Source organism: Sphingomonas sp. Ell38C01 (assembly GCF_055231975.1).
The window spans coordinates 1,902,401-1,927,620 of record NZ_JBUYVA010000001.1; the positions used below are offsets into that span (position 1 = coordinate 1,902,401).

28 protein-coding genes and 2 tRNA genes are annotated in these 25,220 nt (G+C 69.6%); 21 read left to right on the forward strand and 9 right to left on the reverse strand.

Annotation, left to right across the window (positions count from 1 at the left end):
- Positions 1-58: 58 nt before the first annotated feature.
- The 4 genes from ACV7NO_RS08990 to ACV7NO_RS09005 are packed head-to-tail and all read left to right on the forward strand — an operon-like array spanning position 59 to position 2,689.
- Positions 59-364, forward strand: coding sequence for a hypothetical protein (locus ACV7NO_RS08990; protein ID WP_463405664.1), 306 nt, complete (start codon positions 59-61; stop codon positions 362-364).
- An 11-nt stretch (positions 365-375) separates the two neighbouring features.
- Positions 376-1,947: a PepSY-associated TM helix domain-containing protein gene (locus ACV7NO_RS08995; RefSeq protein WP_463405665.1), complete on the forward strand. Its 1,572-nt coding sequence runs from the start codon at positions 376-378 to the stop codon at positions 1,945-1,947.
- A complete protein-coding gene (locus ACV7NO_RS09000; protein WP_463405666.1) occupies positions 1,940-2,236 on the forward strand; it encodes a hypothetical protein in 297 nt (98 codons plus the stop codon). The genes ACV7NO_RS08995 and ACV7NO_RS09000 overlap by 8 nt, the downstream gene beginning before the upstream one ends.
- Before the next feature lie 36 nt (positions 2,237-2,272).
- Complete coding sequence (locus ACV7NO_RS09005; RefSeq protein ID WP_463405667.1) at positions 2,273-2,689, forward strand: secondary thiamine-phosphate synthase enzyme YjbQ; 417 nt, start codon at positions 2,273-2,275, stop codon at positions 2,687-2,689.
- A gap of 242 nt (positions 2,690-2,931) precedes the next feature.
- On the opposite strand, the gene ACV7NO_RS09010 is transcribed toward ACV7NO_RS09005, so the two are convergent.
- Positions 2,932-3,210 carry a chorismate mutase gene (locus ACV7NO_RS09010; protein WP_463405668.1) on the reverse strand — a complete coding sequence of 93 codons (279 nt, stop codon included), beginning with the start codon at positions 3,208-3,210 and terminating at the stop codon, positions 2,932-2,934.
- Positions 3,211-3,288: 78 nt separating this feature from the next.
- Here ACV7NO_RS09010 and ACV7NO_RS09015 point away from each other — a divergent pair, with 78 nt between their 5' ends.
- Both ACV7NO_RS09015 and ACV7NO_RS09020 read left to right on the forward strand, forming a co-directional pair.
- The gene (locus tag ACV7NO_RS09015; RefSeq protein WP_463405669.1) at positions 3,289-4,299 is read left to right on the forward strand and encodes a polyprenyl synthetase family protein; all 1,011 of its coding nucleotides are present in this window, start codon (positions 3,289-3,291) and stop codon (positions 4,297-4,299) included.
- Between the two features lie 165 nt (positions 4,300-4,464).
- Positions 4,465-4,923 (forward strand): hypothetical protein, encoded by a 459-nt coding sequence (locus tag ACV7NO_RS09020; RefSeq protein WP_463405670.1) that lies wholly within the window; start codon positions 4,465-4,467, stop codon positions 4,921-4,923.
- Between the two features lie 74 nt (positions 4,924-4,997).
- On the opposite strand, the gene ACV7NO_RS09025 is transcribed toward ACV7NO_RS09020, so the two are convergent.
- Together ACV7NO_RS09025 and ACV7NO_RS09030 are read right to left on the reverse strand one after the other, a co-directional pair.
- Positions 4,998-5,954, reverse strand: a complete 957-nt coding sequence (locus ACV7NO_RS09025; protein WP_463405671.1) for a cation diffusion facilitator family transporter — start codon at positions 5,952-5,954, stop codon at positions 4,998-5,000.
- 236 nt (positions 5,955-6,190) lie between these two features.
- Positions 6,191-6,499, reverse strand: a complete 309-nt coding sequence (locus tag ACV7NO_RS09030) for a hypothetical protein (protein ID WP_463405672.1) — start codon at positions 6,497-6,499, stop codon at positions 6,191-6,193.
- 94 nt (positions 6,500-6,593) lie between these two features.
- On the opposite strand from ACV7NO_RS09030, the gene hrpB reads away from it, so the two are divergent.
- The 11 genes from hrpB to ACV7NO_RS09085 all read left to right on the forward strand — a co-directional run bounded on the left by hrpB (position 6,594) and on the right by ACV7NO_RS09085 (position 15,621).
- Positions 6,594-9,020 (forward strand): ATP-dependent helicase HrpB, encoded by a 2,427-nt coding sequence (gene hrpB / locus ACV7NO_RS09035; protein ID WP_463405673.1) that lies wholly within the window; start codon positions 6,594-6,596, stop codon positions 9,018-9,020.
- 9 nt (positions 9,021-9,029) lie between these two features.
- Positions 9,030-9,311 carry an ETC complex I subunit gene (locus tag ACV7NO_RS09040; protein ID WP_463405674.1) on the forward strand — a complete coding sequence of 94 codons (282 nt, stop codon included), beginning with the start codon at positions 9,030-9,032 and terminating at the stop codon, positions 9,309-9,311.
- Positions 9,312-9,470: 159 nt separating this feature from the next.
- Positions 9,471-9,547, forward strand: a tRNA-His gene (locus tag ACV7NO_RS09045).
- 126 nt (positions 9,548-9,673) lie between these two features.
- Complete coding sequence (locus ACV7NO_RS09050) at positions 9,674-10,726, forward strand: Leu/Phe/Val dehydrogenase (protein ID WP_463405675.1); 1,053 nt, start codon at positions 9,674-9,676, stop codon at positions 10,724-10,726.
- A gap of 173 nt (positions 10,727-10,899) precedes the next feature.
- A complete protein-coding gene (gene ccmC, locus ACV7NO_RS09055; RefSeq protein ID WP_463405676.1) occupies positions 10,900-11,625 on the forward strand; it encodes a heme ABC transporter permease CcmC in 726 nt (241 codons plus the stop codon).
- Complete coding sequence (gene ccmD, locus ACV7NO_RS09060; protein WP_463405677.1) at positions 11,622-11,726, forward strand: heme exporter protein CcmD; 105 nt, start codon at positions 11,622-11,624, stop codon at positions 11,724-11,726. Before ccmC ends, ccmD begins: the two co-directional genes overlap by 4 nt.
- Positions 11,723-12,157 carry a cytochrome c maturation protein CcmE gene (ccmE, locus tag ACV7NO_RS09065; protein WP_463405678.1) on the forward strand — a complete coding sequence of 145 codons (435 nt, stop codon included), beginning with the start codon at positions 11,723-11,725 and terminating at the stop codon, positions 12,155-12,157. The genes ccmD and ccmE overlap by 4 nt, the downstream gene beginning before the upstream one ends.
- A complete protein-coding gene (locus ACV7NO_RS09070; RefSeq protein ID WP_463405679.1) occupies positions 12,154-14,073 on the forward strand; it encodes a heme lyase CcmF/NrfE family subunit in 1,920 nt (639 codons plus the stop codon). The genes ccmE and ACV7NO_RS09070 overlap by 4 nt, the downstream gene beginning before the upstream one ends.
- Positions 14,070-14,591 (forward strand): redoxin family protein, encoded by a 522-nt coding sequence (locus tag ACV7NO_RS09075; RefSeq protein WP_463405680.1) that lies wholly within the window; start codon positions 14,070-14,072, stop codon positions 14,589-14,591. The genes ACV7NO_RS09070 and ACV7NO_RS09075 overlap by 4 nt, the downstream gene beginning before the upstream one ends.
- Positions 14,588-14,989 carry a cytochrome c-type biogenesis protein gene (locus ACV7NO_RS09080; RefSeq protein WP_463405681.1) on the forward strand — a complete coding sequence of 134 codons (402 nt, stop codon included), beginning with the start codon at positions 14,588-14,590 and terminating at the stop codon, positions 14,987-14,989. The genes ACV7NO_RS09075 and ACV7NO_RS09080 overlap by 4 nt, the downstream gene beginning before the upstream one ends.
- On the forward strand, positions 14,989-15,621 hold the full coding sequence (locus ACV7NO_RS09085) for a tetratricopeptide repeat protein (RefSeq protein ID WP_463405682.1): 633 nt from the start codon (positions 14,989-14,991) through the stop codon (positions 15,619-15,621). The genes ACV7NO_RS09080 and ACV7NO_RS09085 overlap by 1 nt, the downstream gene beginning before the upstream one ends.
- A gap of 55 nt (positions 15,622-15,676) precedes the next feature.
- Here the strand turns inward: ACV7NO_RS09085 and ACV7NO_RS09090 are convergent, their stop codons facing one another.
- Together ACV7NO_RS09090 and ald are read right to left on the reverse strand one after the other, a co-directional pair.
- Positions 15,677-15,895 (reverse strand): DUF3072 domain-containing protein, encoded by a 219-nt coding sequence (locus ACV7NO_RS09090; protein ID WP_463405683.1) that lies wholly within the window; start codon positions 15,893-15,895, stop codon positions 15,677-15,679.
- Positions 15,896-15,934: 39 nt separating this feature from the next.
- On the reverse strand, positions 15,935-17,041 hold the full coding sequence (gene ald / locus ACV7NO_RS09095; protein ID WP_463405684.1) for an alanine dehydrogenase: 1,107 nt from the start codon (positions 17,039-17,041) through the stop codon (positions 15,935-15,937).
- A 127-nt stretch (positions 17,042-17,168) separates the two neighbouring features.
- Between ald and ACV7NO_RS09100 the strand changes: the two genes are divergently transcribed.
- The 3 genes from ACV7NO_RS09100 (at position 17,169) to ACV7NO_RS09110 (ending at position 20,301) form a co-directional block, all read left to right on the forward strand.
- Positions 17,169-17,612 (forward strand): Lrp/AsnC family transcriptional regulator, encoded by a 444-nt coding sequence (locus tag ACV7NO_RS09100; RefSeq protein ID WP_463405685.1) that lies wholly within the window; start codon positions 17,169-17,171, stop codon positions 17,610-17,612.
- A 230-nt stretch (positions 17,613-17,842) separates the two neighbouring features.
- Entirely contained in the window at positions 17,843-19,789 is a 1,947-nt protein-coding gene (locus ACV7NO_RS09105) for a potassium transporter Kup (RefSeq protein ID WP_463405686.1), read from the forward strand.
- Positions 19,786-20,301, forward strand: coding sequence for a 2'-5' RNA ligase family protein (locus ACV7NO_RS09110; RefSeq protein WP_463405687.1), 516 nt, complete (start codon positions 19,786-19,788; stop codon positions 20,299-20,301). The genes ACV7NO_RS09105 and ACV7NO_RS09110 overlap by 4 nt, the downstream gene beginning before the upstream one ends.
- A 3-nt stretch (positions 20,302-20,304) precedes the next feature.
- Here the strand turns inward: ACV7NO_RS09110 and ACV7NO_RS09115 are convergent.
- Together ACV7NO_RS09115 and rimO are read right to left on the reverse strand one after the other, a co-directional pair.
- Positions 20,305-20,381, reverse strand: a tRNA-Met gene (locus ACV7NO_RS09115).
- Between the two features lie 227 nt (positions 20,382-20,608).
- Complete coding sequence (gene rimO / locus ACV7NO_RS09120; RefSeq protein WP_463405688.1) at positions 20,609-22,033, reverse strand: 30S ribosomal protein S12 methylthiotransferase RimO; 1,425 nt, start codon at positions 22,031-22,033, stop codon at positions 20,609-20,611.
- A gap of 84 nt (positions 22,034-22,117) precedes the next feature.
- Between rimO and ACV7NO_RS09125 the strand changes: the two genes are divergently transcribed.
- The gene (locus ACV7NO_RS09125; protein ID WP_463405689.1) at positions 22,118-23,203 is read left to right on the forward strand and encodes an anhydro-N-acetylmuramic acid kinase; all 1,086 of its coding nucleotides are present in this window, start codon (positions 22,118-22,120) and stop codon (positions 23,201-23,203) included.
- 406 nt (positions 23,204-23,609) lie between these two features.
- Here the strand turns inward: ACV7NO_RS09125 and ACV7NO_RS09130 are convergent, their stop codons facing one another.
- Both ACV7NO_RS09130 and ACV7NO_RS09135 read right to left on the reverse strand, forming a co-directional pair.
- Positions 23,610-23,870: a hypothetical protein gene (locus ACV7NO_RS09130; RefSeq protein WP_463405690.1), complete on the reverse strand. Its 261-nt coding sequence runs from the start codon at positions 23,868-23,870 to the stop codon at positions 23,610-23,612.
- Positions 23,871-23,881: 11 nt separating this feature from the next.
- Entirely contained in the window at positions 23,882-25,060 is a 1,179-nt protein-coding gene (locus ACV7NO_RS09135) for a vWA domain-containing protein (RefSeq protein ID WP_463405691.1), read from the reverse strand.
- Between the last annotated feature and the right edge of the window lie 160 nt (positions 25,061-25,220).

Here is a 25,220-nt window from a genome sequence, read left to right on the forward strand (position 1 = left end):
CAAGTGCTGCTAGGGATGTGATCGGGACGGCGCAAGAGGGTTTGTCGACGCGATGATGATGAAGCCAATCACGGCGCCGAGCCGGCGACGACGCGCGAATGCGGCGCGGATGACCGCGCGGTGCGCGACCGCGCTGTTGGGGGGGTATGCCGCCGCCGCGGTGTCCGCGACGCTGGTCGCGCGGCTGTTGCCGGTCGACCGGGTGGAGGCGTCGGCATGGCCGATGCTGCTGTCGTTCGCGGTCTATGCAGGGCTGGGGTTGTGGGCGTTCCACGAACCGCGGGTGACACGCGTGGCGGCGGTGATCTGGGGTATCGCGGCGATTGGCGGGGTGGTGTTGTGGCTGCTCGGGGTGCGATCGTGAGTGGAGATGTCGTGACCGCCGAGGCCCCGGGGCTGCGACGGTCGATGGCGTGGATCCATGGCTGGCTGGGGCTGGTCGCGGGTTGGATCCTGTTCGCGATGTTCCTGACGGGCACGGCCAGCTATTTCCGCCCCGAGATCACGCAGTGGATGGAGCCCGAGTTCCACGCGAAGCCGGTATCGGCGGCGCGCGCGGCGGAAACCGCGGTCGCGCACATGCAGCAGGTGGGGGCGGACGACGTCCAGTGGTTCCTCTACCTGCCCGACGCGCGGACCGCGGCCACCCGTATCTTCGAGCAGCGTAAGCCCGATCCCGGCGTGCCGAAGAAGCGCGCGGGCGAGATCAACCTCGATCCCGCGACGGGCGAACCCGTTCAGGCGCGTGAGACGCGGGGGGGCGAGCATTTCTACCGCTTCCACTTCCAGCTCCAGCTGCCGCACCCCTGGGGGCGCTGGCTGGCCGGGGTGTGTGCGATGTTCATGCTCGCGGCGATCGTGTCCGGGATCATCACGCACAAGCGGATCTTCGCGGACCTGTTCACGCTCCGGTGGAAGAAGGGGCAGCGCAGCTGGCTCGATGCGCACAATGTCAGCGCGGTGCTGGCGCTGCCCTATCATGCGATGATTACCTATACCGGTCTGGTGACGCTGGTGGCGATGTACATGCCGTGGCCGGTCGCGGCGAACTACGCCAAGCCTGCGGACTTCCTGGCCGCCGCCTACGACATTCCCGCTGAGCGCGAGGCGAGCGGCGTCAGGGCGCCGCTGGTGCCGATCGCGCCGCTGGTCCGCGATGCGGAGGCGCGGTGGGGCGGCGCGAACGTCGGGCGGATCGTGGTGCGCAACCCGAACGACGCGGCGGCGACGGTGGCGATGTATCGCGACGGCCGCGCCTCGATCGACGCGCGCGCGCCGTCGGCGGTCTATTCGGGGGCGGACGGGCGACTGCTGTCGGTATCGCGTGCCAACAGCCCGGCGATCGCGACCGCGGGGGTGATGCTGGGGCTGCATATCGCGCAATTCGCGGGGCCGGGACTGCGCTGGGCGTATTTCGTGCTGGGGCTGACGGGGGCGGTAATGGTCGCGACCGGGCTGTTGCTCTGGAGCGTCAAGCGGCGCAAGCCGGGGGCGGACGCCTTCTTCGGGCTCGCGCTGGTCGACCGGCTGAACGTCGCGGCGATCGTCGCGCTGCCGGTGGCGATGGCGGGATACCTGCTCGCCAACCGCCTGATCCCGGCGGGCATGGCGGGGCGGGTCGATGCGGAGGTGGCGGCGATGTTCTGGATCTGGGGCGGCGTGGCGCTGGTGCAGTGCGCACGGCCGGTGAAGCGGGCGTGGATCGAGGGGCTGGCGCTGGGCGCAGTGGCGTTCGCGGCGGTGCCGGTGGTGAACGCGTTGACCACCGATCGCGGGCTGATCGAGTCGGTCGCCCGAGGCGACGGCGTGTTCGTCGCGTTCGACCTGGCGATGATTGCGATCGCCGCGGTGCTGGCGCTCGCGAGCTGGCGCGTGGCGACGATTCGACCGAAGCCGGCACGCGCCCGGCGCGAGCGGGTGCGGGTGCGGGAGCTGGTGGATGCTTGAGGCGATCGCGTGTTCGACGCTGGCGTGGCTGGCGCTGGCGGCGGCGGCGTACCGGTTCCGACGCGAGGCCGGGGTCGATGGCACCGGCAGGGCGCGGGCGTTTCGCGTGCTGGGCGCGGCGTTGCTGGTGCTGGCGTATCTGGCTGCGGGCGGGGATGTGACCGGGGAGCGCATCGTGCGGTTTCTCGGGGGCGCGTCGATCGCGGGGGTGGCGGTGGTGCTGGCGCTGTCTTGGAACGCCGCCGTCGTGCTGGCGCCGTTCGGGCGGGTGCTGCGGCGGAGCCGTTAGGCGGGACCGTTGGGCCGGGCCGGGCGTTGCGGGGGGATGATCCAGCACACGCATATCCTGACGATCGCCACCCCGGGATCGGGGTTGCACGAGTTTACCCGCGACCTGGTCGCCTTGGTGAGCAATGGCGAGGTGGAGACGGGGCTGTTGACGCTGTTCTGCCGCCATACCTCGTGTTCGCTGCTGATCCAGGAGAACGCGGCGCCCGCGGCACGGCGCGATCTGGAGCGCTATTTCGCCAGCATTGCGCCCGAGTCGCACGCCTACGAGCACGATGACGAGGGGTCGGACGACATGCCGGCGCATCTGCGTGCGGCGCTTACTCAGACGTCGCTGTCGATCCCGGTGCTGGGCGGCGTGCCGGCGCTCGGGACGTGGCAGGGGGTGTATCTGTTCGAGCATCGGCGGCGGCCGCACCGGCGGGAGGTGGTGCTGCATCTGATGGGAGAGTAGGACCGATCGACGATCAGCCGGACCGATGGATCGCACCGTCATGCCGGACTTGTTCCGGCATCCAGCGTGCCGCGACATCGAGAGGATCGGCTTGGCAGAGCGGTAGACCCCGGAACCAGTCCGGGGTGACGAAGCGGGTTTTGATCGGCGCGGTATCAAAACGGGCGAATGTAGACCCGTTTCTATCTAGAGGGCGTTCTCATAGGCGCGCGACCCCAGCTTTCGCTGGGGTGATTTGTGGATCAGCCGCGCAGCTTTTCGTGGTGGCGGATGACTTCGTCGATGATGAAGCGGAGGAACTTCTCGCTGAACTCGGGATCGAGATCGGCGTCCTCGGCGAGCGAGCGCAGGCGCGCGATCTGACGTTCCTCGCGGCCGGGATCGGCAGGCGGGAGGCCCGAGGTGGCCTTGTACTCGCCGACCGCCTGCGTGACCTTGAACCGCTCGGCGAGGAGATGGACCAGCGCGGCGTCGATATTGTCGATGCTCTTGCGGTAGCGTTGCAGCCTGTCGTCGGTCATCACGAACCCCTCTTCGTCCATCGCCCCATGCGGCGAAAGGGTTGCCTTTGCCAACCCCGTTCGCCACAGCCGCACGCGATGACAGCGACCGTCCACCGCCTCGGCAAGGCCCAGCCCTCGCTCGACCCCATGGTCCAGCTCGTGACCGGCGACATGAACGCGGTGAACGCCGTGATCCTGGACCGGATGCAATCGCAGATCCCGCTGATCCCCGAGCTTGCCGGGCATCTGATCGCGGGGGGCGGCAAGCGGATGCGCCCGATGCTGACGCTCGCGAGCGCGCGGCTGATCGGCTATTCGGGGACGCGCCACCACCGGCTGGCCGCGGCGGTGGAGTTCATCCACACTGCGACTTTGCTCCACGACGACGTGGTCGACGGCAGCGACCTGCGCCGCGGGAAGCGCACCGCCAACCTGATCTGGGGGAACCCGGCGAGCGTGCTGGTGGGCGATTTCCTGTTCAGCCGCAGCTTCGAGCTGATGGTCGAGGACGGCAGCCTGAAGGTGCTCAAGATCCTGTCGGGGACGTCGGCGATCATCGCGGAGGGCGAGGTGAACCAGTTGACCGCGGCGCGGCGCGTCGATCTGGGCGAGGACCGCTATCTCGACATCATCAACGCCAAGACCGCGGCGCTGTTCGCCGCCGCCTGCCGGATCTCCGCGGTGGTGGCGGAGCGCAGCGAGAGCGAGGAGGCGGCGCTCGACGCCTATGGCCGCAACCTGGGCATCGCGTTCCAGCTGGTCGACGATGCGATCGATTATGTCTCCGACGCGGGCACGATGGGCAAGGATGCGGGCGACGATTTCCGCGAGGGCAAGATGACGCTGCCGGTGATCCTGGCCTATGCGCGCGGCTCCGCCGAGGAGCGCAAGTTCTGGAAGGACGCGATCGAGGGGCGACGCGATTCGGACGAGGATTTCGCGCAGGCGGTGGCGCTGGTCCAGTCGTCGCGCGCGGTCGACGATACTCTGGCGCGGGCGCGGCATTACGGACAGCGCGCGATCGATTCGATCGCGCCGTTCGCGAGCGGGGCCGCGAAGGACGCGATGATCGAGGCGGTCGAGTTCGCGGTGGCGCGGGCGTACTGACGGGCGCGGGCTCGTCGGCGCAGCGACGGCGCCGGTGCGCGGGCGCTCGTGGCGTCCGGGCAGCGCCCGGCACGGCCGGCGGGTCGACCGCAGGGCGAACCCGTCCGACGACGGCTTTGCCGGCGTCCCGAGCGCGCGTGAGGTAACGGAGGACGCGACATCCCGATGCTGCCTGACGACCTGACCGAAACGCTTCGCCGCGTCGCCGCCGTGATGGCGGTTTCGCGCGAGGACTGGTGGATCATCTCGAGCGCGGCGGTGGCACTGCACGGCGCGGGGCCGTTGGTGGTGGGCGATGTCGACATACTGACGAGCCTAGAGGACGCGCCGCGCGTGTTGGCGGCGATGGGAACCGCGCCGGTCGTCGGATCGGGGACCGGGCTGTTCCGCTCGACCGTGTTCGGCCGGTGGACCGCGCCGCCGCTCGAGGTGGAGGTGATGGCGGGGTTCCATGTCCGGCGTGCGGGCGCGTGGCATCCGGTGCGACCGCGGACGCGGCGGCCGGTGGCGCTTGCGGGCGCGACGGTGTTCGTACCCGACCGCGCAGAATTGTCGGCGATGATCGCGTCGTTCGGGCGGGCGAAGGATCTTGAGCGGGTTGTGCTGCTGGCGGGGCTTGACTGAGTTGCGGGGGTTCGGTGGCAGGCATCTGCCCTTTACGTCACCCCCGACCTGATCCGGGGTGACGGCCTCTTCAGTCAGCTGCAGCCAGCGCAGTCGTCGTTGCCGGTTTCGATCTGGAGCGTCGCGTGGCCGATCGCGAAGCGGGCCTTGAGCATCGTGCGGGTTTCGGTGAGGAACGCGTCGCCGGGGTGGCCGGCCGGGACGACGAGGTGCGCGGTGAGGACGGTTTCGGTCGTGCCGATCGGCCAGATGTGGAGATCGTGCGTCGCGGCGACACCGGGAAGCGCGCCGAGCGCCGACTCGACCGCGTCGTAGTCGACCGCACGGGGGACGGCGGAGAGCGACATCTCGACGGTCTCGCGGAGCAGGCCCCAGGTCTGCCAGAAGATCAGGATCGCGATGACGATGCTGACGAGCGGATCGATCCACCCCGCGCCGGTCGCGAGGATCACGAGCCCGGCGACGACGACGCCCGCGGAGACGAGCGCGTCCGACAGCATGTGGAGATAGGCGCCGCGGATGTTGAGATCGCCCTTGCGCCCGCGCGCGAACAGCCAGGCGGTGATGCCATTGACCGCGATGCCGACCGCCGCGACGACCGAGACGGTGGCGCCCGCGACCGGTGCGGGTTCGGCGAGCCGCTGGATCGATTCGAGCAGGATCGCACCGAGCGCGACGAGCAGCAGTAGCGCGTTGAGCAGCGCGGCGAGGATCGACGAGCCCTTCAGCCCGTATGTGAAGCGCTTCGACGGTGCGGCCTTGGCCAGCGTCGCGCCGGCCCAGGCGACGGCGAGACCGAGCACGTCGGAGAGATTGTGTCCGGCATCCGCGAGCAGCGCGACCGAATCGGCCCAGAAGCCGAACCCCGCCTCGACGACGACGAACGCGATGTTGAGCGCGATGCCGATCGCGAAGGCGCGGTCGAACGCGGTGGGGGCGTGGCTGTGGCCATGATGGCCGTGCGCGTGGGAATGACCGTGGTGGTCCTCATGGCCGTGATCGTGGCCGTCGTGGTGATGCTGTCCGCTCATGTCCGTCGCTCCGACCCTGCTCCCGGTCGATTCGACAGCGCCGTTAGCAGGGGCGGGGCGGGATATACTAGGACCGGGCGCGGATTGCGTTCGCCAGGTCGAAATACGTCGTCACCCCGACCTTGAGCCGGGGTCCCGCTTTCTGCCGTCGCTTGAAAAGAAGCGGGACCCCGGATCAAGTCCGGGGTGAGGGGGGTGAGTTTGCCCGCTACCCCGGCCTGCGCCGGAACGGCGGACTACGACTTGCCGAACAGTCCGCCGAGCAAGCCGCCAATGCCGCCGCCGCCTTGCTCGCCGAGCATCGCAGCGAAGCGGCCGAGCGCGCCTTCGCCGCCGATGTGCGCGACGATCTGCTGGAGCGTGTCCGCGGACAGGCCGGTGCTGGAGGCGGCCTCGCCGACGGTGTCGCCGGGGGCGGTGTGCGCGGCGCCGAGCGCGGCGATCGCCTGTTCGACCTGCTCCTGCGAGAGGCCGACCTTGGCGGCGAGGTTCGCGACGTCGACGTTGGATCCGAGTTGGCCCAGCAGTCCGTCCAGCATGCCCATCATATCGTTCCTTCGAAAGAGTGCTCCCGGGCCCCGCCCCTACCGCGTCGCGGCGGCGCTGGCGAGCGCGGGTTGCGCGTGGCATGGGGCCGGGATGACGACGCTGCCGATCCATGCCGTGCTGCCGGAGCTGCTCGCGGCGTTGCGCGCGGCGCCGAACGCGGTGCTGGTCGCGCCGCCGGGGGCGGGCAAGACGACCGCGGTGGCGCCGGCGCTGCTGGGCGAGGCGTGGTGCACGGGCGAGGTGCTGCTGCTGTCGCCGCGGCGGCTGGCGGCGCGCGCGGCGGCGGAGCGGATGGCGGCGCTCGCGGGCGAGCCGGTGGGGGCGACGTTCGGCTATGCGACGCGGCTCGACAGCAAGCGATCCGCGAAGACGCGGGTGACGGTGGTGACGGAGGGCATCTTCGTCGCGCGGATCCAGGGCGATCCCGAACTGGCGGGGGTGTCCGCGGTCCTGTTCGACGAGGTGCATGAGCGCAGCCTCGACGGGGATTTCGGGCTGGCGCTGGCGCTGGATGCGCAAGGTGGTCTGCGCGCGGACCTGCGGCTGGTGGCGATGTCGGCGACGCTCGACGGGGCGCGGTTCGCCGCGCTGATGGGGGACGCGCCGGTGGTGGAGAGCGCGGGGCGGAGCTTTCCGCTGGCGCTCCGGCATATCGGGCGCGCGGCGGAGGCGCGGATCGAGGATTCGGTGGCGGCGGCGGTGCGGCGCGCGCTGGCGGAGGCGGAGGGCGGGGTGCTCGCTTTCCTGCCGGGGGTGGCGGAGATCGAGCGGGTGGCGGAGCGGCTGGGCGACATGCCGGGCGTGGCGGTCCACCGGCTGCACGGGAGCCTCGACCCCGCGGCGCAGCGCGCGGCGATCCGGGGCGAGCCCGACGGCGCGCGCAAGGTGGTGCTGGCGACGTCTATCGCGGAGACGAGCCTGACGCTCGACGGCATCCGGGTGGTGGTCGATTCGGGGCTGGCGAGACGCCCGCGCTACGACAGGGCGGCGGGAATGACGCGGCTGGTGACCGAGCGCGCGAGCCAGGCGGCGGCGACGCAGCGCGCGGGGCGGGCGGCGCGGCAGGGGCCGGGGGTGGCGTACCGGTTGTGGGAGGAGGCGGCGACCGCAGGACTGCCGCGGTTCGATCCGCCGGCGATCCTGGAGGCGGACCTGTCCGCACTGGTGCTGGCGTGCGCGATCTGGGGGGTGGCGGATCCGCGCGATCTGGCGTGGATCGACGCGCCGCCCGCGGCGGCGGTGGCGGAGGCGCGGGCGCGGCTGACGGCGCTGGGGGCGCTGGGCGAGGATGCGCGGCCGACCGCGCACGGGCGCGCGATCGCGGCGATGCCGATGGCGCCGCGGATCGCGCACATGCTGCTGGAGGCGGACGATGCGCGGCTGGCGGCGCAGATCGCGGTGCTGCTGGGCGAACGAGGGATCGGGGGGAACGACCCGGACCTGGAGACGCGGTTGCGGCGGTGGCGGGGGGAGCGGGGGCCTCGGGCGGATGCGGCGCGGAAACTGGCGGAGCGGTGGGGGCGGATGGTGCCGGGCGGACGCGGGAGCGCGAGCGTCGGGGCGACGCTGGCGCTGGCGTTTCCCGATCGGGTGGCGCGACGACGGGATGCGAGCGGGGAGCAGTGGGCGTCGGTCGGCGGGCGGGGGTTCCGGCTCGATCCGACATCGTCGCTGGCGCGCGGCGAGTGGCTGGCGGTGGCGGAGACGCAGGGGATGGCCTCCGGCGCGCGGGTGATCTCGGCGGCGGCGGTGACGCTGGAGGAGATCGAGTCTCTGTTTGGAGACCGGATCGCAACGCACCGGACGGTGACGTTCGACGCGGCGGCGGGCGGGGTGAAGGCGCTGCGCGAGCGGCGGCTGGGTTCGCTCCGGCTGTCGAGCGGGGCGGATGCGCAGGCGGACGGCGACGCGATCGCGGCGGCGCTGGTCGAGGGGGTGCGCGCGCATGGCCTCGACCAGCTGCCGTGGGGCGAAGGCGCGGTGGCGCTGCGGCGGCGCGCGGCGTTCGCTGGGGTGGCGCTGGACGATGCGACGCTGCTCGCGCGCCTCGACGAATGGCTGCCGGCGCTGGTCGCAGGGAAACGGCGGCTCGATTCGATTCCGGCGGGGGGGCTGGCGGATGCGCTACGGACGCTCGCGGGGTGGGACGCGATGCGCGAGATCGACCGGGTGGCGCCGGCGGACTTCGCCTCGCCCGCGGGAAGTACGCACGCGATCGATTACGGCGCGGACGCCGGGCCGACGGTGACGCTGAGGGTGCAGGCGCTGTTCGGCCTCGCCGAGCACCCGGTGGTGGGGGCAGGACGGGTGCCGCTGGTGCTGTCGCTGACCTCGCCCGCTGGGCGGCCGATCCAGACCACGCGCGACCTGCCCGGCTTCTGGGCGGGAAGCTGGGCGGCGGTGGCGAAGGAGATGCGCGGGCGCTATCCGCGGCATCCCTGGCCCGAGGATCCGGCGGGGGCGGCGGCGACGCTGCGCACGAAAAATGCTGATGCACGCAGGGGCGGATCGCGGTAAGGACAGTCCATGCCTACCGCCCGTATCTTCCAGCGCCCCAAGAACGCCATGCAGTCCGGCAAGGCGCGCACCGATCTCTGGTCGCTCGAGTTCGAGCCTGCCGAGGCCAAGCACGCCGATCCGCTGACCGGCTGGGCGGGGAGCGGCGACACGCGCGAACAGCTGCGGCTGACATTCCCGACGCTGGAGGCGGCGACGGCCTATGCCGATCGCGAGGGGCTGGCCTATGTCGTGGTGCCGGCGCCGGCGAAGGCGCTGAAATTGCAGAGCTACGCGGATAATTTCCGATAGGTTCGAGCGGACTGGCCGCGTTTCGAAACGCGGCCAGTCGAAGCGAAAGCCCCGATCGGGTCCCGGGTGACGATGGTTTTTTGCGGCGTTCGCATGTCGTTACCATGTCGGCGCTCTTGACGAGGCGGGCCGGTGCCCGCTAGGGGCGCAGCCTTCGCGGCGACCGTAGTTCAATTGGTTAGAGCGTCGGCTTGTGATGCCGGAAGTTGCGGGTTCAAGTCCCGTCGGTCGCCCCATTTTCCCTGCGCGAAGTTCCCCCGTTCTTTGGGCTGGTAAACCAGCGACGAGATTGGGCTGGTAAACCAGCGGGGAAAATAATATTTCACGCCCTCGCAATTTTATAGCTGAGCCAGGAGCGCGTCATGACCGCGGTGTGGGATCTTCCCGATTTCGACGAGCACGAGGGCGTCCACGCCTTCACCGATCCCGAATCGGGGCTGCGCACGATCATCGCGATCCACTCGACGAAGCTGGGTCCCGCGGCGGGCGGGGTGCGCTTCTGGCACTATGCGTCGAACGAGCGCGCGATCACCGACGCGCTGCGGCTGTCGCGCGGCATGAGCTTCAAGAACGCGATGGCGGGGCTGGAGCTGGGCGGCGGCAAGGGCGTGGTGCTTGCGGATGCGCCCGGGGCGGTCATCGCGACCGCGCAGCTGGAGGCGTTCGGACGCGTCGTCGAATCGCTCGGCGGGCGCTACGTGACGGCCGAGGACGTCGGCATGTCCGAGGCGCGGATGAAGGTGATCGCGGGGCAGACGAAATACGTCTCCGGCCTGCCGGTCGCGAGCGGCGCGGCGGGGGGCGATCCCGGGCCGTACACCGCGCACGGCGTGTATCTGGGCGTCAAGGCGGCGGCGGCGCGCGGGCTGGGCGCGACCGACATGAAGGGCGTGCGCGTTGCGATCCAGGGCGTCGGCTCGGTCGGCGGTGGCGTCGCGCGGCTGCTGGCGAAGGACGGCGCGGTGCTGACGCTGGCGGACGTCGACGAGGGGCGTGCGCAGGCGCTGGCCGGCGAGCTGGGTGCCAGCGTCGTCGCGTCGGAGGCGATCCTGTCGCAGGACGTCGACCTCGTCAGCCCCAACGCGCTGGGCGCGATCCTGACCGAGGGCACGATCGCGGCGCTGAAGGCGAAGGTGATCGCGGGCGGCGCGAACAACCAACTGGCGACCCGGGAGGACGGCACCCGCGTGCATGAGCGCGGCATCCTGTACGCGCCCGATTACGTCATCAATGCGGGCGGGATCATCAATGTGGGCCTCGAATATCTGGGGCATGGCGACGAGGCCGAGGTGATGGCGCGGATCGCGACGATCCCCGGGCGGCTCGAGCAGGTGTGGGACGAGAGCGCGCGGACCGGCGCGCCGGCGAGCGACGTGGCGGACACGATCGCGCGGCGGTTGATCGGGCGGGGCTGATTGCTGCGTGACCGTCACCCCGGACTTGATCCGGGGTCCCGCTTTCTACCTGGTTCGAGACGAAGCGGGACCCCGGCTCAAGGCCGGGGTGACGGGTTTTTTCCTCGGCGGGTCGAGCTGCATTTCAGCGAAACCGGCTTACGCGCGGCGAATTTACCCGTATTGGGAAAAAGGTGCCCGTGCTCCACGCCCTCGCCAATCCCGCGCGTTTCCTGAAGATCGCCAGACCGTTGACCGGGTGGCTGGTGCGGATCGGCGTCGCGCTGATCGCGGTGGGCTGCTGGGCGGGGCTGACGCAGACGCCGCCCGATTACCTGCAGGGCGAAACGGTGCGAATCCTGTATATCCATGTGCCGGCCGCTTGGCTGGGGATGGGCGGGTGGAGCGGAATCGCGATCGCCAGCATCGGTTACCTCGTGTGGCGGCATCCGCTCGCGCAGGTGGCGGCGCGCGCGATCGCCTTGCCCGGCGCGATGTTCGCGCTCGTCTGCCTCGTTACCGGATCGATCTGGGGACGGCCGACCTGGGGGACGTGGTGGCAGTGGGACGGGCGGCTGACGTCGATGCTGCTGCTGTTCTTCGTCTATTGCGCGTACATGGCGCTCGCGAAGGCGGATGCCGAGCGCGGCGGCGACGGACGGGTGCCCGCGGTGTTCGGCGTGGCCGGGACGGTGTTGCTGCCGATCATCCGCTATTCGGTCGTGTGGTGGAACACGCTGCACCAGGGGCCGTCGATCGGGCTGACGAAATCGGCGATCGACGGCGCGATCCTGTGGCCGCTGCCCATCATGATCCTGGGCTTCTCAGCGCTGTTCGGCGGGATCGTGCTGATGCGGATGCGGACGATGCTGGCGGTTCAGAAGGCCGAGGCGCGGATGCGTCGGATGGCGGCCGCATGAACCCGTGGCCGTTCGTGATCGCCGCCTATGGCGTGACGCTCGTCGCGGCGGGCGGGCTCGCGGTCGCCAGCTGGATCGCGATGCGGCGCGCGGAGAAATGAAGGCCAAGCATCAGCGGTTGACGCTGGCGCTGCTGGCGCTGGCGGCGGTGATCGCGGCCGCGCTGCTGGCGCTGTCCGCGCTCACGGACCAGGCGGCGTTCTTCTATGCGCCGGGCGATGCGAAGCGCGACGGACTGCCGCTGGGGCGCGCGGTTCGGCTGGGCGGGATGGTCGAGGCGGGATCGGTGAAGCGCGCGGCGGACGGCGTGACGGTGCGGTTCGTGGTAACCGACGGGACCGCGACGGTGCCGGTGACGTTCGCAGGCATCGTGCCCGACCTGTTCCGCGAGCGATCGGGGGTGGTCGCGGAAGGGCAGTTCCAGCGCGACGGCAGCTTCGTCGCGACCAACCTGCTCGCCAAGCATGACGAGAAATACATGCCGCCGCAGGTGGCGGGCGCGCGCCACGAGACGAAGACGCTGGCCCAGTGACCGCCGAATTCGGCCTTGCCGCGCTGTGGTTCGCCGCCGCGCTGGCGGCGTTGCAGCTGGTGCTGGCGACGCTGGGGTTGCGCCATCGCGGTATGGTCGGCGGGCAGTTGCTCGATGCGACGCGGCCGGTCGCGATCGTGCAGGGTGCGCTGGTCGCAGGCGCGATGGCGGCGCTGGTGGCTGTGTTCGTGAACTCCGACATGAGCGTGAAGCTGGTCGTCGAGAACAGCCATTCGGCCAAGCCGCTGCTGTATCGGTTCGCTGGCGCGTGGGGGAACCACGAGGGCTCGATGCTGCTGTGGGTGACCATCCTCGGGATCGCGGGCGGGGCGGTGGCGTGGTTCGAGCGGACGCTGGAGCGGCGGACGCTGGTCGCGACGCTGGGCGCGCAGGCGTTCATCGCGCTGGGATTCTATGCGTTCCTGCTGTTCGCATCGAACCCGTTCGCGCGCGTCGATCCGGCACCGCCCAACGGGATGGGGCTGAACCCGCTGTTGCAGGACCCGGGTTTGGCGTTCCACCCGCCGACGCTCTACATCGGCTATGTCGGGCTGTCCGTGGCGTTCTCGTTCGCGGTCGGCGCGCTGGTGACGCGCGACGTGGGACCGGGGTTCGCGCGGGCGATGCGGCCATGGGTGCTGGGGGCGTGGGTGTTCCTGACGCTGGGGATCACCGCGGGGAGCTATTGGGCCTATTACGAGCTGGGCTGGGGCGGCTGGTGGTTCTGGGACCCGGTCGAGAACGCGTCGCTGATGCCGTGGCTGGCGGCGACCGCGCTGCTCCATTCGGTGAGCGTGCTGGCGACGCGCGACGGGCTGCGCGCGTGGACTGTGATGCTGGCGGTGGTCGCCTTCTCGATGTCGATGGTGGGCACGTTCCTCGTCCGATCGGGGATCCTGACGAGCGTGCATGCCTTTGCGGTCGATCCGACGCGGGGCAGCTTCATCCTGGCGCTGCTGGCGCTCTATATCGGCGGGGCGCTGGCGCTGTTCGCTGCGCGCGTGGGTACGGTGCGTGCGGGGACGACGTTCGAGCTGGTGAGCCGCGAGGGCGCGCTGGTGGCGAACAACCTGCTGCTGTCGGTGATCCTGGGGATCGTGCTGATCGGCACGCTGTACCCGATCGTCGCGGCGGGGTTCGGGGTGCAGCTGTCGGTGGGGCCGCCGTTCTTCGACCGGACCGCGGGGCCGATCGCGTTGCTGCTGGTGATCGTGATGGCGGTGGGGCCGTTGCTGCGGTGGCGGCGCGACGATGTGCAGGAGATGCTGGGGCGGGTGATGATCCCTCTCGCGGCCGGGCTGTTCACCGGCGCGGGGGCGTTCGCGCTGGCGGGGCCTATCGGGTGGCTGCCGCTGGCGGGGCTCGCCTGCGCGGCGGGGCTGGCGGTGGCGAGCGTCGCGCCGTTGTGGAAGCGCAACCTGCGACGGACGCCGCTGTTCACCTGGGGAATGGTGGTCGCGCATCTGGGGATCGCGGTGAGTTTGGCGGGGATGGCGTGCGACAGCGCGTTCACGCAGGAGACTTTGGTGTCCGCGGGCGTGGGCGAGCCGAAACGGGTCGGGCCGTGGACGGTGACCTTGCAGGGGATCTCGCCGGTGCTGGGGGATAACTGGAGCGCGTTGCAGGCGACCCTGCGCGCGACGCGCGACGGCGAGACGCTGGTGCTCAGGCCACAGTCCCGGACCTTCGCGACACCGGCGGTGACGACGAGCGAGAGCGCGATCGCGACGCTGTTCGACGGGCAGCTCTACACCGTGCTGGGCGCGGCGGATGCGAACGGGCGGTGGCAGCTGCGGCTGTGGTGGAAGCCGTTCGTGACGCTGATCTGGTTCGGCGGCGCGCTGATCGCGCTGGGCGGGCTTCTGTCGCTGGTCGGGCGGGTGTGGCGGACGCGGCGGCGGAGCGCGGCGGCGTGAGGCGCGCGCTGCTCTGGGCGCCGCTGGTGGCGTTCGCGATCCTGCTCGCGGTGATCGCGACGGGGCTGTTCGCACCCGCCGACCGCACGGTGCGATCGAAGATGGTGGGACAGCCAGTGCCCGACTTCGCGCTGGCGCCCGCGGTGGCGGGGAAGCCCGGCGTCGCCGCGACCGCGACGGGCACGCCGCGCCTGGTCAACATCTTCGCGAGCTGGTGCGTGCCGTGCGCGGCGGAGGCGCCGCAACTGATGGCGCTGAAGCAGGCGGGCGTGCGCGTCGAGGGCGTCGCGATCCGCGATGCGCCTGCGGACGTCGCGCGGTTCCTCAGGACCTATGGCGACCCCTATGCGGCGATCGGCGACGACCGACAGGCGCGGGTGCAGCTGGCGCTGGGATCGTCGGGGGTGCCCGAGAGCTTCGTCGTCGACGGGCGCGGGCGAATCGTGCTGCAGCATCTGGGCGACATCCGCACGGACGACGTGCCCGCGATCCTGGCCGCGGTGCGCGCCGCGCGATGAGGCGGGCGGCCATCCTGCTCGCGCTGGTCGCGGCACCCGTGCTGGCGGACACGACGCTCGCGCCGTCGCGGCTGGCGCATACCCAGCTGCGCGACCCGGCGAAGGAGGCACAGGCGCGTGCGCTGATGGCGGAGCTGCGTTGCCTCGTCTGCCAGGGCCAGTCGATCGCGGACAGCGATGCGGACATGGCGGGCGAGATGCGCGCGCTGGTCCGCGAGCGGATCGCGAAGGGCGAGGCGCCGGCGTCGATCCGTCGCTGGCTGATCGATCGGTATGGGGATTACGTGACGTACGATCCGCCGCTGACCGCGGTGACCGCGCCGTTGTGGCTCGCGCCGCTGCTGCTACTGGCGATCGGCGCGGTCGTCGCGCGGGCGTCGTTCCGGCGGAGGCGCTGATGGGGTTCGTGTGGCTGGCGGTGCTTGGCGTCGGGGCCTTTGCCGGATTGTGGGCGCTCGGGGTCGGGCGGGCGCTGTGGTCGATCGTCGGTGCGGCGCTGATGCTCGGCGCGGCGGGGTATGCGTGGCAGGGGCGACCGAGCCTTGCCGGACGAACGGCGGTGATCGCGGCGGACGGGGTGCCGTTCGATCCGGGGCAGGTCGAGCTGCGCGAGCGGTTGATGGGGCGGTTCACCGCGGACACCGCCTATCTGGTCGCGGCGGATGCGATGACACGCGCGGGCGATACCGATTCGGCGGCGGCAGTGGTGCTGGGCGGCGTGCGGGCGATCCCGCGGAGCTTCATCCTGTGGACATGGCTGGGGACGACGCTGGCCGCGCGGGACGGGGCGATGTCTCCAGCGGCGCGGTTCGCGTTCGACCAGGCGGCACGGCTCGCGCCCGAGCATCCCGCGCCGCCCTTCTATCGCGGGATGGCGTATGTGCGCGCAGGGGCGTTCGTCGAAGCGCGGCCGTATTGGGCGCGGGCGGTGGCGCTTTCGCCGGCCGGGGCAGGGTATCGGCGTGATATCGCCGAGCGGCTGGCGTTGCTGGATCGGTTCCTGGCATTGCAGGCTGGCACGCTGCGGTAGAGGGCAGGACCCTTCCGTCATTCCCGCACAGGCGGGGATGACGGAGGGAGGGCCGTCAGTCTTTCCCGCGGCCGGTCTTTTCCTGAAGGGCGTCGATCGCCTTCGAGGCATCCGCCTTGGTGAGGGAATCGTCGAACGGTTCGCCGGCTTCCTCGCTCAGCGTCTTGAGATAGCTTGCCTGTGCGCCGGTCATCTTTTCGTCGCCGGTGGTCCAGTCGTCGGGATCCTTCTCGGCGTTCGAGAAGGGTTCGGCCTTGGGGTTGGTGTCGCTCATGAGCATGATCCTTTCGATCGCACCAACCCCTGACGTTCCTTATCCGTTCCACGCCTCGCAAGGGAGATCCAGCGCCTCGGCGACCGCGGCGTGCGTGATCTTGCCCTTGTAGACGTTGAGGCCGTTGGCGAGGTGCGCATCCGCCTGCATCGCGCCCTCGGCGCCGAGGTTCGCGAGCTTGATCGCGAACGGCAGCGTCGCGTTGTTGAGCGCGAAGGTGGAGGTGCGCGCGACTGCGCCGGGCATGTTGGCGACGCAGTAATGGATCACGCCGTCGACCTCGAACACCGGATCTTCGTGCGTGGTGGCGTGCGACGTCTCGAAGCAGCCGCCCTGGTCGATCGCGATATCGACGAGGACCGCGCCGCGCTTCATCGTGCCGACCATCTCCCGCGTCACGAGCTTGGGCGCGGCGGCGCCGGGGACGAGAACCGCGCCGATGACGAGGTGCGCTTGGCGGACGGCGGCGGCGATCGCGGCCTTCGAGGCGTAGGCGGTCTTGATCTGCGACGAGAAGAACATGTCGAGTTCGGCGAGGCGATCGTTGCTGACATCGTAGATGGTCACGTCGGCGCGCATGCCGACCGCCATCTGCGCGGCGTTGACGCCCGAGACGCCGCCGCCGAGGATCGCGACCTTCGCGGGCGCGACGCCGGGCACGCCGCCCAACAGGATGCCGCGGCCACCCTGTTCCTTCTCGAGATAATGTGCGCCGACCTGCACCGACATGCGGCCCGCGACCTCGCTCATCGGCTTCAGGAGCGGGAGGCCGCCCTTCGCGGCGGTGACCGTCTCGTAGGCGATGCAGGTGGCGCCGGACCGTATCAGCCCTTCGGCCTGCGGCTTGTCGGCGGCGAGGTGGAGATAGGTGAAGAGCAGGTGGCGCGGCTCGAGCAGCGCGATCTCGCTCGCCTGCGGCTCCTTGACCTTCACGATCATGTCGGCGCCCGCGAAGACCGCCGGCGCATCGGCGACGATCGTCGCGCCGGCGGCGATATAGTCCGAATCGTCGAAATCGATGCCCATGCCCGCGCCGGTCTGGACGACGACCTGATGGCCAGCGGCGACGAGTTCGACGACCGACGGCGGGGTGAGGCCGACGCGGTATTCGTGGTTCTTGATTTCCTTGGGGACGCCGACGCGCATGATCTGTCTCTCCGTGCTGGGATATGCCGTCATAGCGAGTGTCCGACGAGAAAGGCGTGCAAAGAAATCGCACTGTAAACGACGATACGGGATGATAGTGCGTATTTGAGCGACAGAGGAGGATTTCGTGTCAGACGCGATCGAACGCCGGATCCTGGCCCAACTGACGACCGATTCCGGGCTGACCAACGCGGAGCTGGGCGAGGCGGTGGGCCTGTCGGCGAGCGCGGCGCACCGGCGGGTGACGCAGTTGCGCGAATCGGGCGTCATCACCGGATATCGCGCGGTGCTGTCGCGTGCGGCGCGGGGTGATCCGGCGACGGTGCTGGTCAATGTGACGCTGAAGGACCAGCGGCAGGACACGATGGCGGCGTTCGAACGCGAGATCGCGTCGTGCCCGGAGATCACGACCTGCTTCCTGATGAGCGGGGAGGCGGACTATATGATCCACGTCGAGGTGCGCCGCGACGACACGTACGAGCGGATCCACCGCGAGACGCTGTCGCGGCTGCCGGGGGTGACGCGGCTGGCGTCGCACTTCGTGATCCGCGAGGTGGTAAGGCGCGGGTAGGTCGTCGCCGTAGGAGTGGGCGTCATCCCCGCGGAGGCGGGGATCCATCTCGGGTCGTGGCACATCTCACAGTCTTTCGTTCTTCTAGGAAGCGTCCGGGGATGGTGAGCCTGCCCCCTCCTCGCCGTTTGCGGCGGCTGGCGGACATGCTAGGGAAGCGACTGCAATGAGGGGCGATTGCGGACAGCTGCCATGACCATGATTTCCAATCCGCATCGGCCGGCGCGTCCGTGAGCATCTATGAGCGGGGCGACGCGTCGTCCCTTCCGCAAGCCGGGGGCGGCGAATCGTCGCCCGCGCCCGATCACGGGCATCACGGGCATGACGGCGTCCTGAAGCTGGCGGTCGGCGCGATCGGCGTGGTGTTCGGCGACATCGGGACGAGCCCGCTCTACGCGTTCCGCGAGACGTTCGGGGGGCATCACCCGCTGGCGGTCGACACCGCGCACATCATGGGCGTCATCAGCCTGATGTTCTGGTCGATGATGATCGTGGTGACGCTGAAATACGTGTCGATCATCATGCGCGCGGACAACAAGGGCGAGGGCGGAAGCCTGGCGCTGCTCGCGCTCGTCTCCGGCAAGACGAAGACGCGGCGCTGGTCGAACGGGATCATCGTGCTGGGCGTGTTCGCGACGGCGCTGTTCTATGGCGACAGCATGATTACGCCCGCGGTGTCGGTGCTGTCCGCGGTCGAGGGGCTGGCGGTGGCGGCGCCGGCGTTCGCGGGGCTGGTCCTGCCGATCGCGGTCGTCATCCTGATCGGGCTGTTCGCGATCCAGAAATACGGGACGAACAAGGTGGGGCTGTTCTTCGGCCCCATCATGCTGGCCTATTTTGCGACGATCGCGGTGCTGGGGGTGCTGAGCATCGCCAGGACGCCGACGGTGCTGTGGGCGTTCTCGCCGCATTACGCGGTGGCGTTCTTCGCACTCGATCCGCTCAAGGCGTTCCTGGCGCTGGGCTCGGTGGTGCTCGCGGTGACGGGGGCGGAGGCGCTGTACGCAGACATGGGGCATTTCGGCCGCAAGCCGATCCGCCTGTCGTGGCTGTGGTTCGTGCTGCCCGCGCTGATGATGAACTATATGGGGCAGGGCGCGCTGCTGATGCGGATGGGGGACGCGGCGCTGACCAGCCCGTTCTACCTGCTCGCGCACGAATCGCTGCGGCTGCCGCTCGTCATCCTCGCGACGATGGCGGCGGTGATCGCGAGCCAGGCGGTGATCTCCGGCGCGTTCTCCGTTACGCACCAGGCGATCCAGCTGGGGTTCGTGCCGCGTCTCAGGATCGAGCATACCAGCGCGTCGACCGCGGGGCAGATCTATATCCCGATCGTCAACGGTGCGCTGATGGTGATGGTCATCATCCTGGTGCTGTTCTTCCGCACCTCGTCGAACCTGACGTCGGCCTATGGCATCGCGGTGACGGGGGCGATGACGATCGACACGTGCCTGCTGGGCGTGCTGCTGTTCCGGCTGTGGCACTGGCCGAAATGGGCCGCGATCCCATTGCTGTCGCTGTTCTTCATCGTGGACGGGCTGTACCTGGGCGCGAACCTGACGAAGGTGCCTGCGGGAGGCTGGTTCCCGCTGCTCGTCGGGCTCATCATCTTCACCTTCCTGACGACGTGGTCGAAGGGGCGCAAGCTGATGATGGAGCGGATGCGCGACGGGGCGATGCCGATCAAGATCTTCATCGGATCCGCCGCGACGTCCGCGACGCGGGTGCCGGGAACCGCGGTGTTCATGACCTCGACGCCTGACGGCGTTCCGCACGCGCTGCTCCACAATCTGAAGCACAACCGGGTGTTGCATGAGCGCGTCATCCTGCTGACCGTCAAGGTGACGGACATGCCGTATTTTCCCGATGCGGACCGGTTCGTGCACGAGAATCTGGGGCAGGGCTTCCACCGCGTGGTGCTGCGCTATGGCTTCATGGAGGAGCCCGACGTGCCCGCGTGCCTGAAGACTTTCCACGAATGCGGCGCGGACTTCCGGATGATGGACACCAGCTTCTTCCTGTCGCGGCAGACGCTGCTGGCGTCGGAGAAGCCGGGGATGGCGATCTGGCGCGAGAAGCTGTTCGCGTGGATGCTGCGCAACGCCGAAAGCGCGATGGAGTTCTTCCGCCTGCCGACGAACCGCGTGGTGGAGCTGGGCAGCCAGATCGAGATTTGAGCGAGCCCGCACCCGCTCCGATCATCGTGACCGCGCTGTTGTGTGCGGAGGACCAGGCGTGGTTCGACGGGTTGCGGCGTGCGCATTTCCCGCCCGAGCGCAACCATCTCGACGCGCATCTGACGCTGTTCCATCATCTGCCGCCGTCGATGGCGGCGGAACTGAAGCAGCGGCTGGTGGCGGAAACGCGCGGGGTGCCGGCGCCGGCGGCGCGCGTGGCGGACGTGTATTCGCTGGGGCGCGGCGTCGCGTACCGGATCGAGAGCGCGAACCTGGCGGCGGTGCGCGGGCGGCTGGCGGACGCGTTCGCGGGGCTGCTGACGCCGCAGGACCAGGCCGGGTGGCGCGGGCATGTGACGGTGCAGAACAAGGTGGAGCCGGCGGTGGCGAAGGCGCTGCTGGCAGATCTGAAGGCCGGGTTCGTCGCACGACCGGTGCGTGTCGCGGGCCTGGCGGCGTGGTGGTATCGCGGTGGGCCGTGGGAGCCGCTGTCGCGGCACATGTTCGCCTGAGCTTGGTAGCGGAGGAGGGACTTGAACCCCCGACCCCAGGATTATGATTCCCGTGCTCTAACCAGCTGAGCTACTCCGCCCCGAAAGGCACCTGCGCTCAGGCGAGCGCGGCTATTAGCAGCGCGGTGGGAGGGGTCAAGCGGTTACGGCTTCGCATTTGGATTTGCCCTGAGCTTATCGGAGCGAGGCAATAGCGGGCCGACCCGGCACCCGCTTTCCGTTGGTTTCGAACGAAGTCGAGAAACGGAGTGCGACGCTTGTGGCACGTTTCTCGACTTCGCTCGCAAACCGACGGGTCACTCTCACCTCATCCGGCTCTAAAGGAGCGCCCTTCCTGTCCTCCGTTCGAAGAGAAGGGCAGAACTTCGACAGGCTCAGCCCGAACGGGGGGGGGGTGTAACCTCGACGCGACCGGGACCCCGAACAGGTCGTGCTCGTCCGCATCCTCGATCACGCAGGCGACGATGTCCCCTTCCGTCAGGTGGCCCGCGTCGCGCAGGTGGACCTCGCCGTCGATCTCGGGCGCGTCGGCATAGCTTCGGCCGGTCGCGCCGTCCTCTCCCACCGCGTCGATGATGACGTCGAAGGTGCGACCGACCTTGGCGGCGAGCTTGGCGGCGGAGATCGCGGCGGTCTTCTCCATGATCCGGGCGTAGCGCTCCTCCTTGAGCGCCTCGGGAACCGGATCGGGGAGCGCGTTGGCGGCGGCGCCCTCGACGGGTTCGAAGCGGAACGCGCCGACGCGGTCGAGCTGCGCCTCGTCGAGCCAGTCGAGGAGATACTGGAAGTCCGCCTCGGTCTCCCCGGGGAAGCCGACGACGAAGGTGGAGCGGATCGCGATGTCCGGCACCAGCGCACGCCATGCATGGATGCGCTGGAGGACTTTCGCGTCGTTGCCGGGGCGCTTCATCCGGCGCAGCACCTCGGGCGCGGCATGCTGAAACGGAATGTCGAGATAGGGGAGGACGAGGCCCTCCGCCATCAGCGGGATCACCTGGTCGACGTGCGGATAGGGATAGACGTAGTGGAGGCGCACCCACGGGGCGATGCGGCCGAGCTCGCGCGCCAGATCGGTCATGTGGGGCACGACCTCGCGGCCCTTCCACGCGCGCGGCTCGCGGCGGATGTCGATGCCGTAGGCGGAGGTGTCCTGGCTGATGACCAGCAGTTCCTTCGTGCCCGCCGCGACCAGCTTCTCCGCCTCGCGCAGGATCGCGTCGGGGCGGCGGCTGACGAGGTCGCCCCGCAAGGACGGGATGATGCAGAAGGAGCAGCGGTGATTGCAGCCCTCGGAAATCTTCAGATAGCTGTAGTGGCGCGGGGTGAGCTTGAGCCCCGCGTCCGGGATCAGGTCGAGATAGGGCGACAGGTTCGCGGGTGCGGCGGCGTGGACCGCCTCTACGACCTGTTCGTACTGATGCGCGCCGGTGACCGCGAGGACCTGAGGAAAGCGCGCGCGGATGACCTCGGCTTCCTTGCCCATGCAGCCGGTGACGATGACGCGGCCGTTCTCTGCGATCGCCTCGCCGATCGCCTCGAGCGATTCCTCCTTCGCCGAATCGAGGAAGCCGCACGTGTTGACCAGCACGACGTCCGCACCGGCATAGTCGGGCGACATCTGATAACCGTCGGCGCGCAGCTGCGTCAGGATGCGTTCGCTGTCGACCAGGTTCTTGGGACAGCCGAGCGAGACCATGCCCACGCGGGGCGGAAGGGGAAGTTTCGTTGCCATGAGGTTATGCGCACATAATGCGCGACGGGCCGATTTGCCAGCGCGACGCGAATCGGCGCATGGGAGCGGCTTGGGGGAAATGCGATGCTTGCGATCGGTTTGATGTCCGGGACCTCGCTCGACGGAATCGACGCCGCGTTGATCGAGACCGACGGCGAAGCGCTGGTGCGCCGGATCGCGTTTCGCGGCGAGGCGTTTTCGGACGCGGCGCGCGCCGAACTGGCGGAGGCGACGCGGGTCGCGCTGACCTACGACCGGCCGCGCGCGAGCCCGGCGATTGTCGAGGCGGGCGATCTCGTCACGCGGACGCACGTCTTCGCGGTGCAGAAGCTGTTGCGCGACGCGGGGGTCGCCGCAGCGGACGTGGGAGTGATCGGCTTCCACGGACAGACCGTCGCGCACCGGCCCGATCGCGGGTGGACGTGGCAGATCGGCGACGGCGCGGCGCTGGCGGCGGCGACCGGGATCACGACGGTGTCCGACTTCCGCAGCGCGGACGTCGCGGCGGGGGGGCAGGGCGCGCCGCTGCTGCCGGTCTATCACGCCGCGCTCGCGGAGAGGCTGGAGCGGCCGGTGGTGGTGCTCAATCTCGGTGGCGTCGCGAACGTGACGTGGATCGGCGCGGACGGTGGGCTGGTGGCGTTCGACACCGGGCCCGCGAATGGCTTGATCGATGCGTGGGTGGAGGCGGAGACGGGCGCGCGGTTCGATGCAGGGGGCGCGCTGGCTGCCGCGGGGCGGGTCGACGAGACCGTGCTGGGGGCGATGCTCGACAATCCCTGGTTCGATGCGGCCCCGCCCAAGTCGCTCGACCGCAACGATTTCACGATCCAGTCTGCGCGCGGGCTATCCGCGGCAGACGGGGCGGCGACGCTGACCGCGTTCACCGCCGCGACGGTGGCGCAGGCGCTGCGGCTGCTGCCTGGACGACCCGGGCGGCTGATCGTCGCGGGCGGCGGGCGGCATAACCCGGTGATGCTGGCGATGATCGCGGCGCGGACCGGGCTGACCCCCGAATCGGCCGATACGCTCGGGTGGAATGGCGATGCGCTGGAGGCGGAAGGATTCGCCTATATGGCGGTCCGGACCCTCGCCGGGCTGCCGATCAGCTTTCCAGGGACGACGGGCGTGCCGGCGCCGCTGGCGGGCGGTGTCGTTCACCGCGCGTGATACTCGCCCGGGCGCGAGTGTCGCTGCGGTGCAATGGACTCGTAACGGAGTTGGAGTAGGACCGGTTCCATGGGGACTCGAGACGATCCGGGGAGGGAGCGTCCATTGGAATCCGATCTTCGTTACTACGTTCGACGCCTGAACATGGAGCGCGCAGCCGCTGCGCGTGCGCTGACGACCGAGGCGCGCGACCGGCGGTTGCGGCTGGTCGAGAGCTATTCGCAGAAGATCGCCGCGCTGGGGGCGTGAGCGCGCTTCAGGGCCGATCCATAGCGTCCCGATCCGTTTGTTTCGAGCGACGTCGAGAAACGAGCCACCAGCACTACGCCACGTTTCTCGACTTCGCTCGAAACAAACGGAAAATGGGCTGGTGCATTTGCGTCTGCGCTTCGGTAGCGGACCTTTCCTACCGCCGCGCCCCGACATCGTCCTTCAGCACGACCGGCATCGGGCAGCCGCGGTGATCGCGGCGCCAGACCGCGGCGAGTTGCGCGGCGTTGGGGTCCTTCGCCAGCGGGCGCGTGCGGAGCGGCGCGCCGGGCTTCGCGACGGGCCGGGGGCCGGTTCGGCACGCGTCGGGAACCGGGGTCCTGGCGGGAATCTGTGCGATCGCGGTGTTAGCGGCGGCCATCGCCGCTGAAGCAAGGATCGTCAGCCGGATCGTCATCGTCGCCTCCATCAGCGTTTGCGGGTCAGCTCGCGCATCGCATCGTCGAGCCCGGCGAGCGTCAGCGGGTACATCCGGTCGGTCATCAGCTCGCGGATGATCTTCACGGACTGCGAATAGCCCCATTGCGGCTGCGGCACCGGGTTGAGCCACACCGCGGCGGGGTAGGTCGTCGCCAGCCGGTGCATCCAGACCGCGCCCGATTCCTCGTTGAAATGCTCGACCGAGCCGCCGGGATGCGTGATCTCGTAGGGGCTCATCGAGGCGTCGCCGACGAACACCAGCTTGTAGTCGTGGCCGTATTTGTGGAGCACGTCCCACATCGGCGTCCGTTCCGAAAAGCGGCGCGTATTGTCCTTCCACACGCCCTCATACGGGCAATTGTGGAAGTAGAAGAATTCGAGGTTCTTGAACTCGGTGGTGGCGGCCGAGAACAGCTCCTCGCACAGCTTTACCCACGGATCCATCGAGCCGCCGACGTCGAGGAAGAGCAGCAGCTTGACCGCGTTGCGTCGTTCCGCGCGCATGACGATGTCGAGATAGCCCTGCCGCGCGGTGCCCGCGATCGTGCCGTCGATATCGAGCTCGTCCGCCGCGCCCTCGCGCGCGAAGCGGCGCAGGCGACGCAGCGCGACCTTGATGTTGCGGGTGCCGAGCTCCTTGGTATTGTCGAGATTCTTGAACTCGCGCTGGTCCCATACCTTGAGCGCGCGCTTGTGTTTCGATTCGCCGCCGATGCGGACGCCTTCCGGGTTGTAGCCGTCGTTGCCATAGGGCGAGGTCCCGCCGGTGCCGATCCACTTGCTGCCGCCCTGATGGCGCTTTTGCTGTTCCTCGAGCCGCTTCTTGAGCGTCTCCATGATCTCGTCCCACGACCCGAGCGACTTGATCGCCTCCATCTCTTCGGGCGTCAGATACTTCTCCGCGACCGACTTGAGCCAGTCGGCGGGGACCTCGGCGCCCTGCGTCGCGAAGCTGGTGGCGATGCCGCGGAAGACTTTGGCGAAGACCTGATCGAACTTGTCGAGCAGCCCCTCGTCCTTCACGTACACCGCGCGGCTGAGATAGTAGAAATCCTCGGGCGTGCGATCGATCACCTCGCGGTCGAGCGCCTCGAGCAGGATCAGATGCTCCTTCAGGCTGGCGGGGATGCCCGCGGCGCGCAGCTCGTCGAGGAAGTTCAGGAACATGAAGGTCGGCCCCGGACAGTCACAAAGGTCACACCATCATACCCGCGCCCGAGGGGGATTCGAGGAGCGGGTATGATGGGGTCGTGCGCAGTGTGGCAGATCGGGGGCGTGGAGGACAGGGGCCAGGAGATGCCGTCACCGCGGCCTCGAGCCGGGGTCC

Bases quoted from the DNA above. Each gene is read 5' to 3' on its own strand.
- ACV7NO_RS09000 (WP_463405666.1), top strand. From the start codon at position 1,940: ATGCTTGAGGCGATCGCGTGTTCGACGCTGGCGTGGCTGGCGCTGGCG.
- ACV7NO_RS09005 (WP_463405667.1), top strand. From the start codon at position 2,273: ATGATCCAGCACACGCATATCCTGACGATCGCCACCCCGGGATCGGGG.
- ACV7NO_RS09080 (WP_463405681.1), top strand. From the start codon at position 14,588: ATGAGGCGGGCGGCCATCCTGCTCGCGCTGGTCGCGGCACCCGTGCTG.
- ACV7NO_RS09010 (WP_463405668.1), bottom strand. From the start codon at position 3,210: ATGACCGACGACAGGCTGCAACGCTACCGCAAGAGCATCGACAATATC.
- ACV7NO_RS09050 (WP_463405675.1), top strand. From the start codon at position 9,674: ATGACCGCGGTGTGGGATCTTCCCGATTTCGACGAGCACGAGGGCGTC.
- ccmE (WP_463405678.1), top strand. From the start codon at position 11,723: ATGAAGGCCAAGCATCAGCGGTTGACGCTGGCGCTGCTGGCGCTGGCG.
- ACV7NO_RS09025 (WP_463405671.1), bottom strand. From the start codon at position 5,954: ATGAGCGGACAGCATCACCACGACGGCCACGATCACGGCCATGAGGAC.
- ACV7NO_RS09030 (WP_463405672.1), bottom strand. From the start codon at position 6,499: ATGGGCATGCTGGACGGACTGCTGGGCCAACTCGGATCCAACGTCGAC.
- ACV7NO_RS09020 (WP_463405670.1), top strand. From the start codon at position 4,465: ATGCTGCCTGACGACCTGACCGAAACGCTTCGCCGCGTCGCCGCCGTG.
- ACV7NO_RS09130 (WP_463405690.1), bottom strand. From the start codon at position 23,870: ATGACGATCCGGCTGACGATCCTTGCTTCAGCGGCGATGGCCGCCGCT.
- rimO (WP_463405688.1), bottom strand. From the start codon at position 22,033: ATGGCAACGAAACTTCCCCTTCCGCCCCGCGTGGGCATGGTCTCGCTC.
- ACV7NO_RS09090 (WP_463405683.1), bottom strand. From the start codon at position 15,895: ATGAGCGACACCAACCCCAAGGCCGAACCCTTCTCGAACGCCGAGAAG.
- ACV7NO_RS09040 (WP_463405674.1), top strand. From the start codon at position 9,030: ATGCCTACCGCCCGTATCTTCCAGCGCCCCAAGAACGCCATGCAGTCC.
- ACV7NO_RS09015 (WP_463405669.1), top strand. From the start codon at position 3,289: ATGACAGCGACCGTCCACCGCCTCGGCAAGGCCCAGCCCTCGCTCGAC.
- ACV7NO_RS09135 (WP_463405691.1), bottom strand. From the start codon at position 25,060: ATGTTCCTGAACTTCCTCGACGAGCTGCGCGCCGCGGGCATCCCCGCC.
- ACV7NO_RS09085 (WP_463405682.1), top strand. From the start codon at position 14,989: ATGGGGTTCGTGTGGCTGGCGGTGCTTGGCGTCGGGGCCTTTGCCGGA.
- ACV7NO_RS08990 (WP_463405664.1), top strand. From the start codon at position 59: ATGAAGCCAATCACGGCGCCGAGCCGGCGACGACGCGCGAATGCGGCG.
- ACV7NO_RS09125 (WP_463405689.1), top strand. From the start codon at position 22,118: ATGCTTGCGATCGGTTTGATGTCCGGGACCTCGCTCGACGGAATCGAC.
- ald (WP_463405684.1), bottom strand. From the start codon at position 17,041: ATGCGCGTCGGCGTCCCCAAGGAAATCAAGAACCACGAATACCGCGTC.
- hrpB (WP_463405673.1), top strand. From the start codon at position 6,594: ATGACGACGCTGCCGATCCATGCCGTGCTGCCGGAGCTGCTCGCGGCG.
- ccmD (WP_463405677.1), top strand. From the start codon at position 11,622: ATGAACCCGTGGCCGTTCGTGATCGCCGCCTATGGCGTGACGCTCGTC.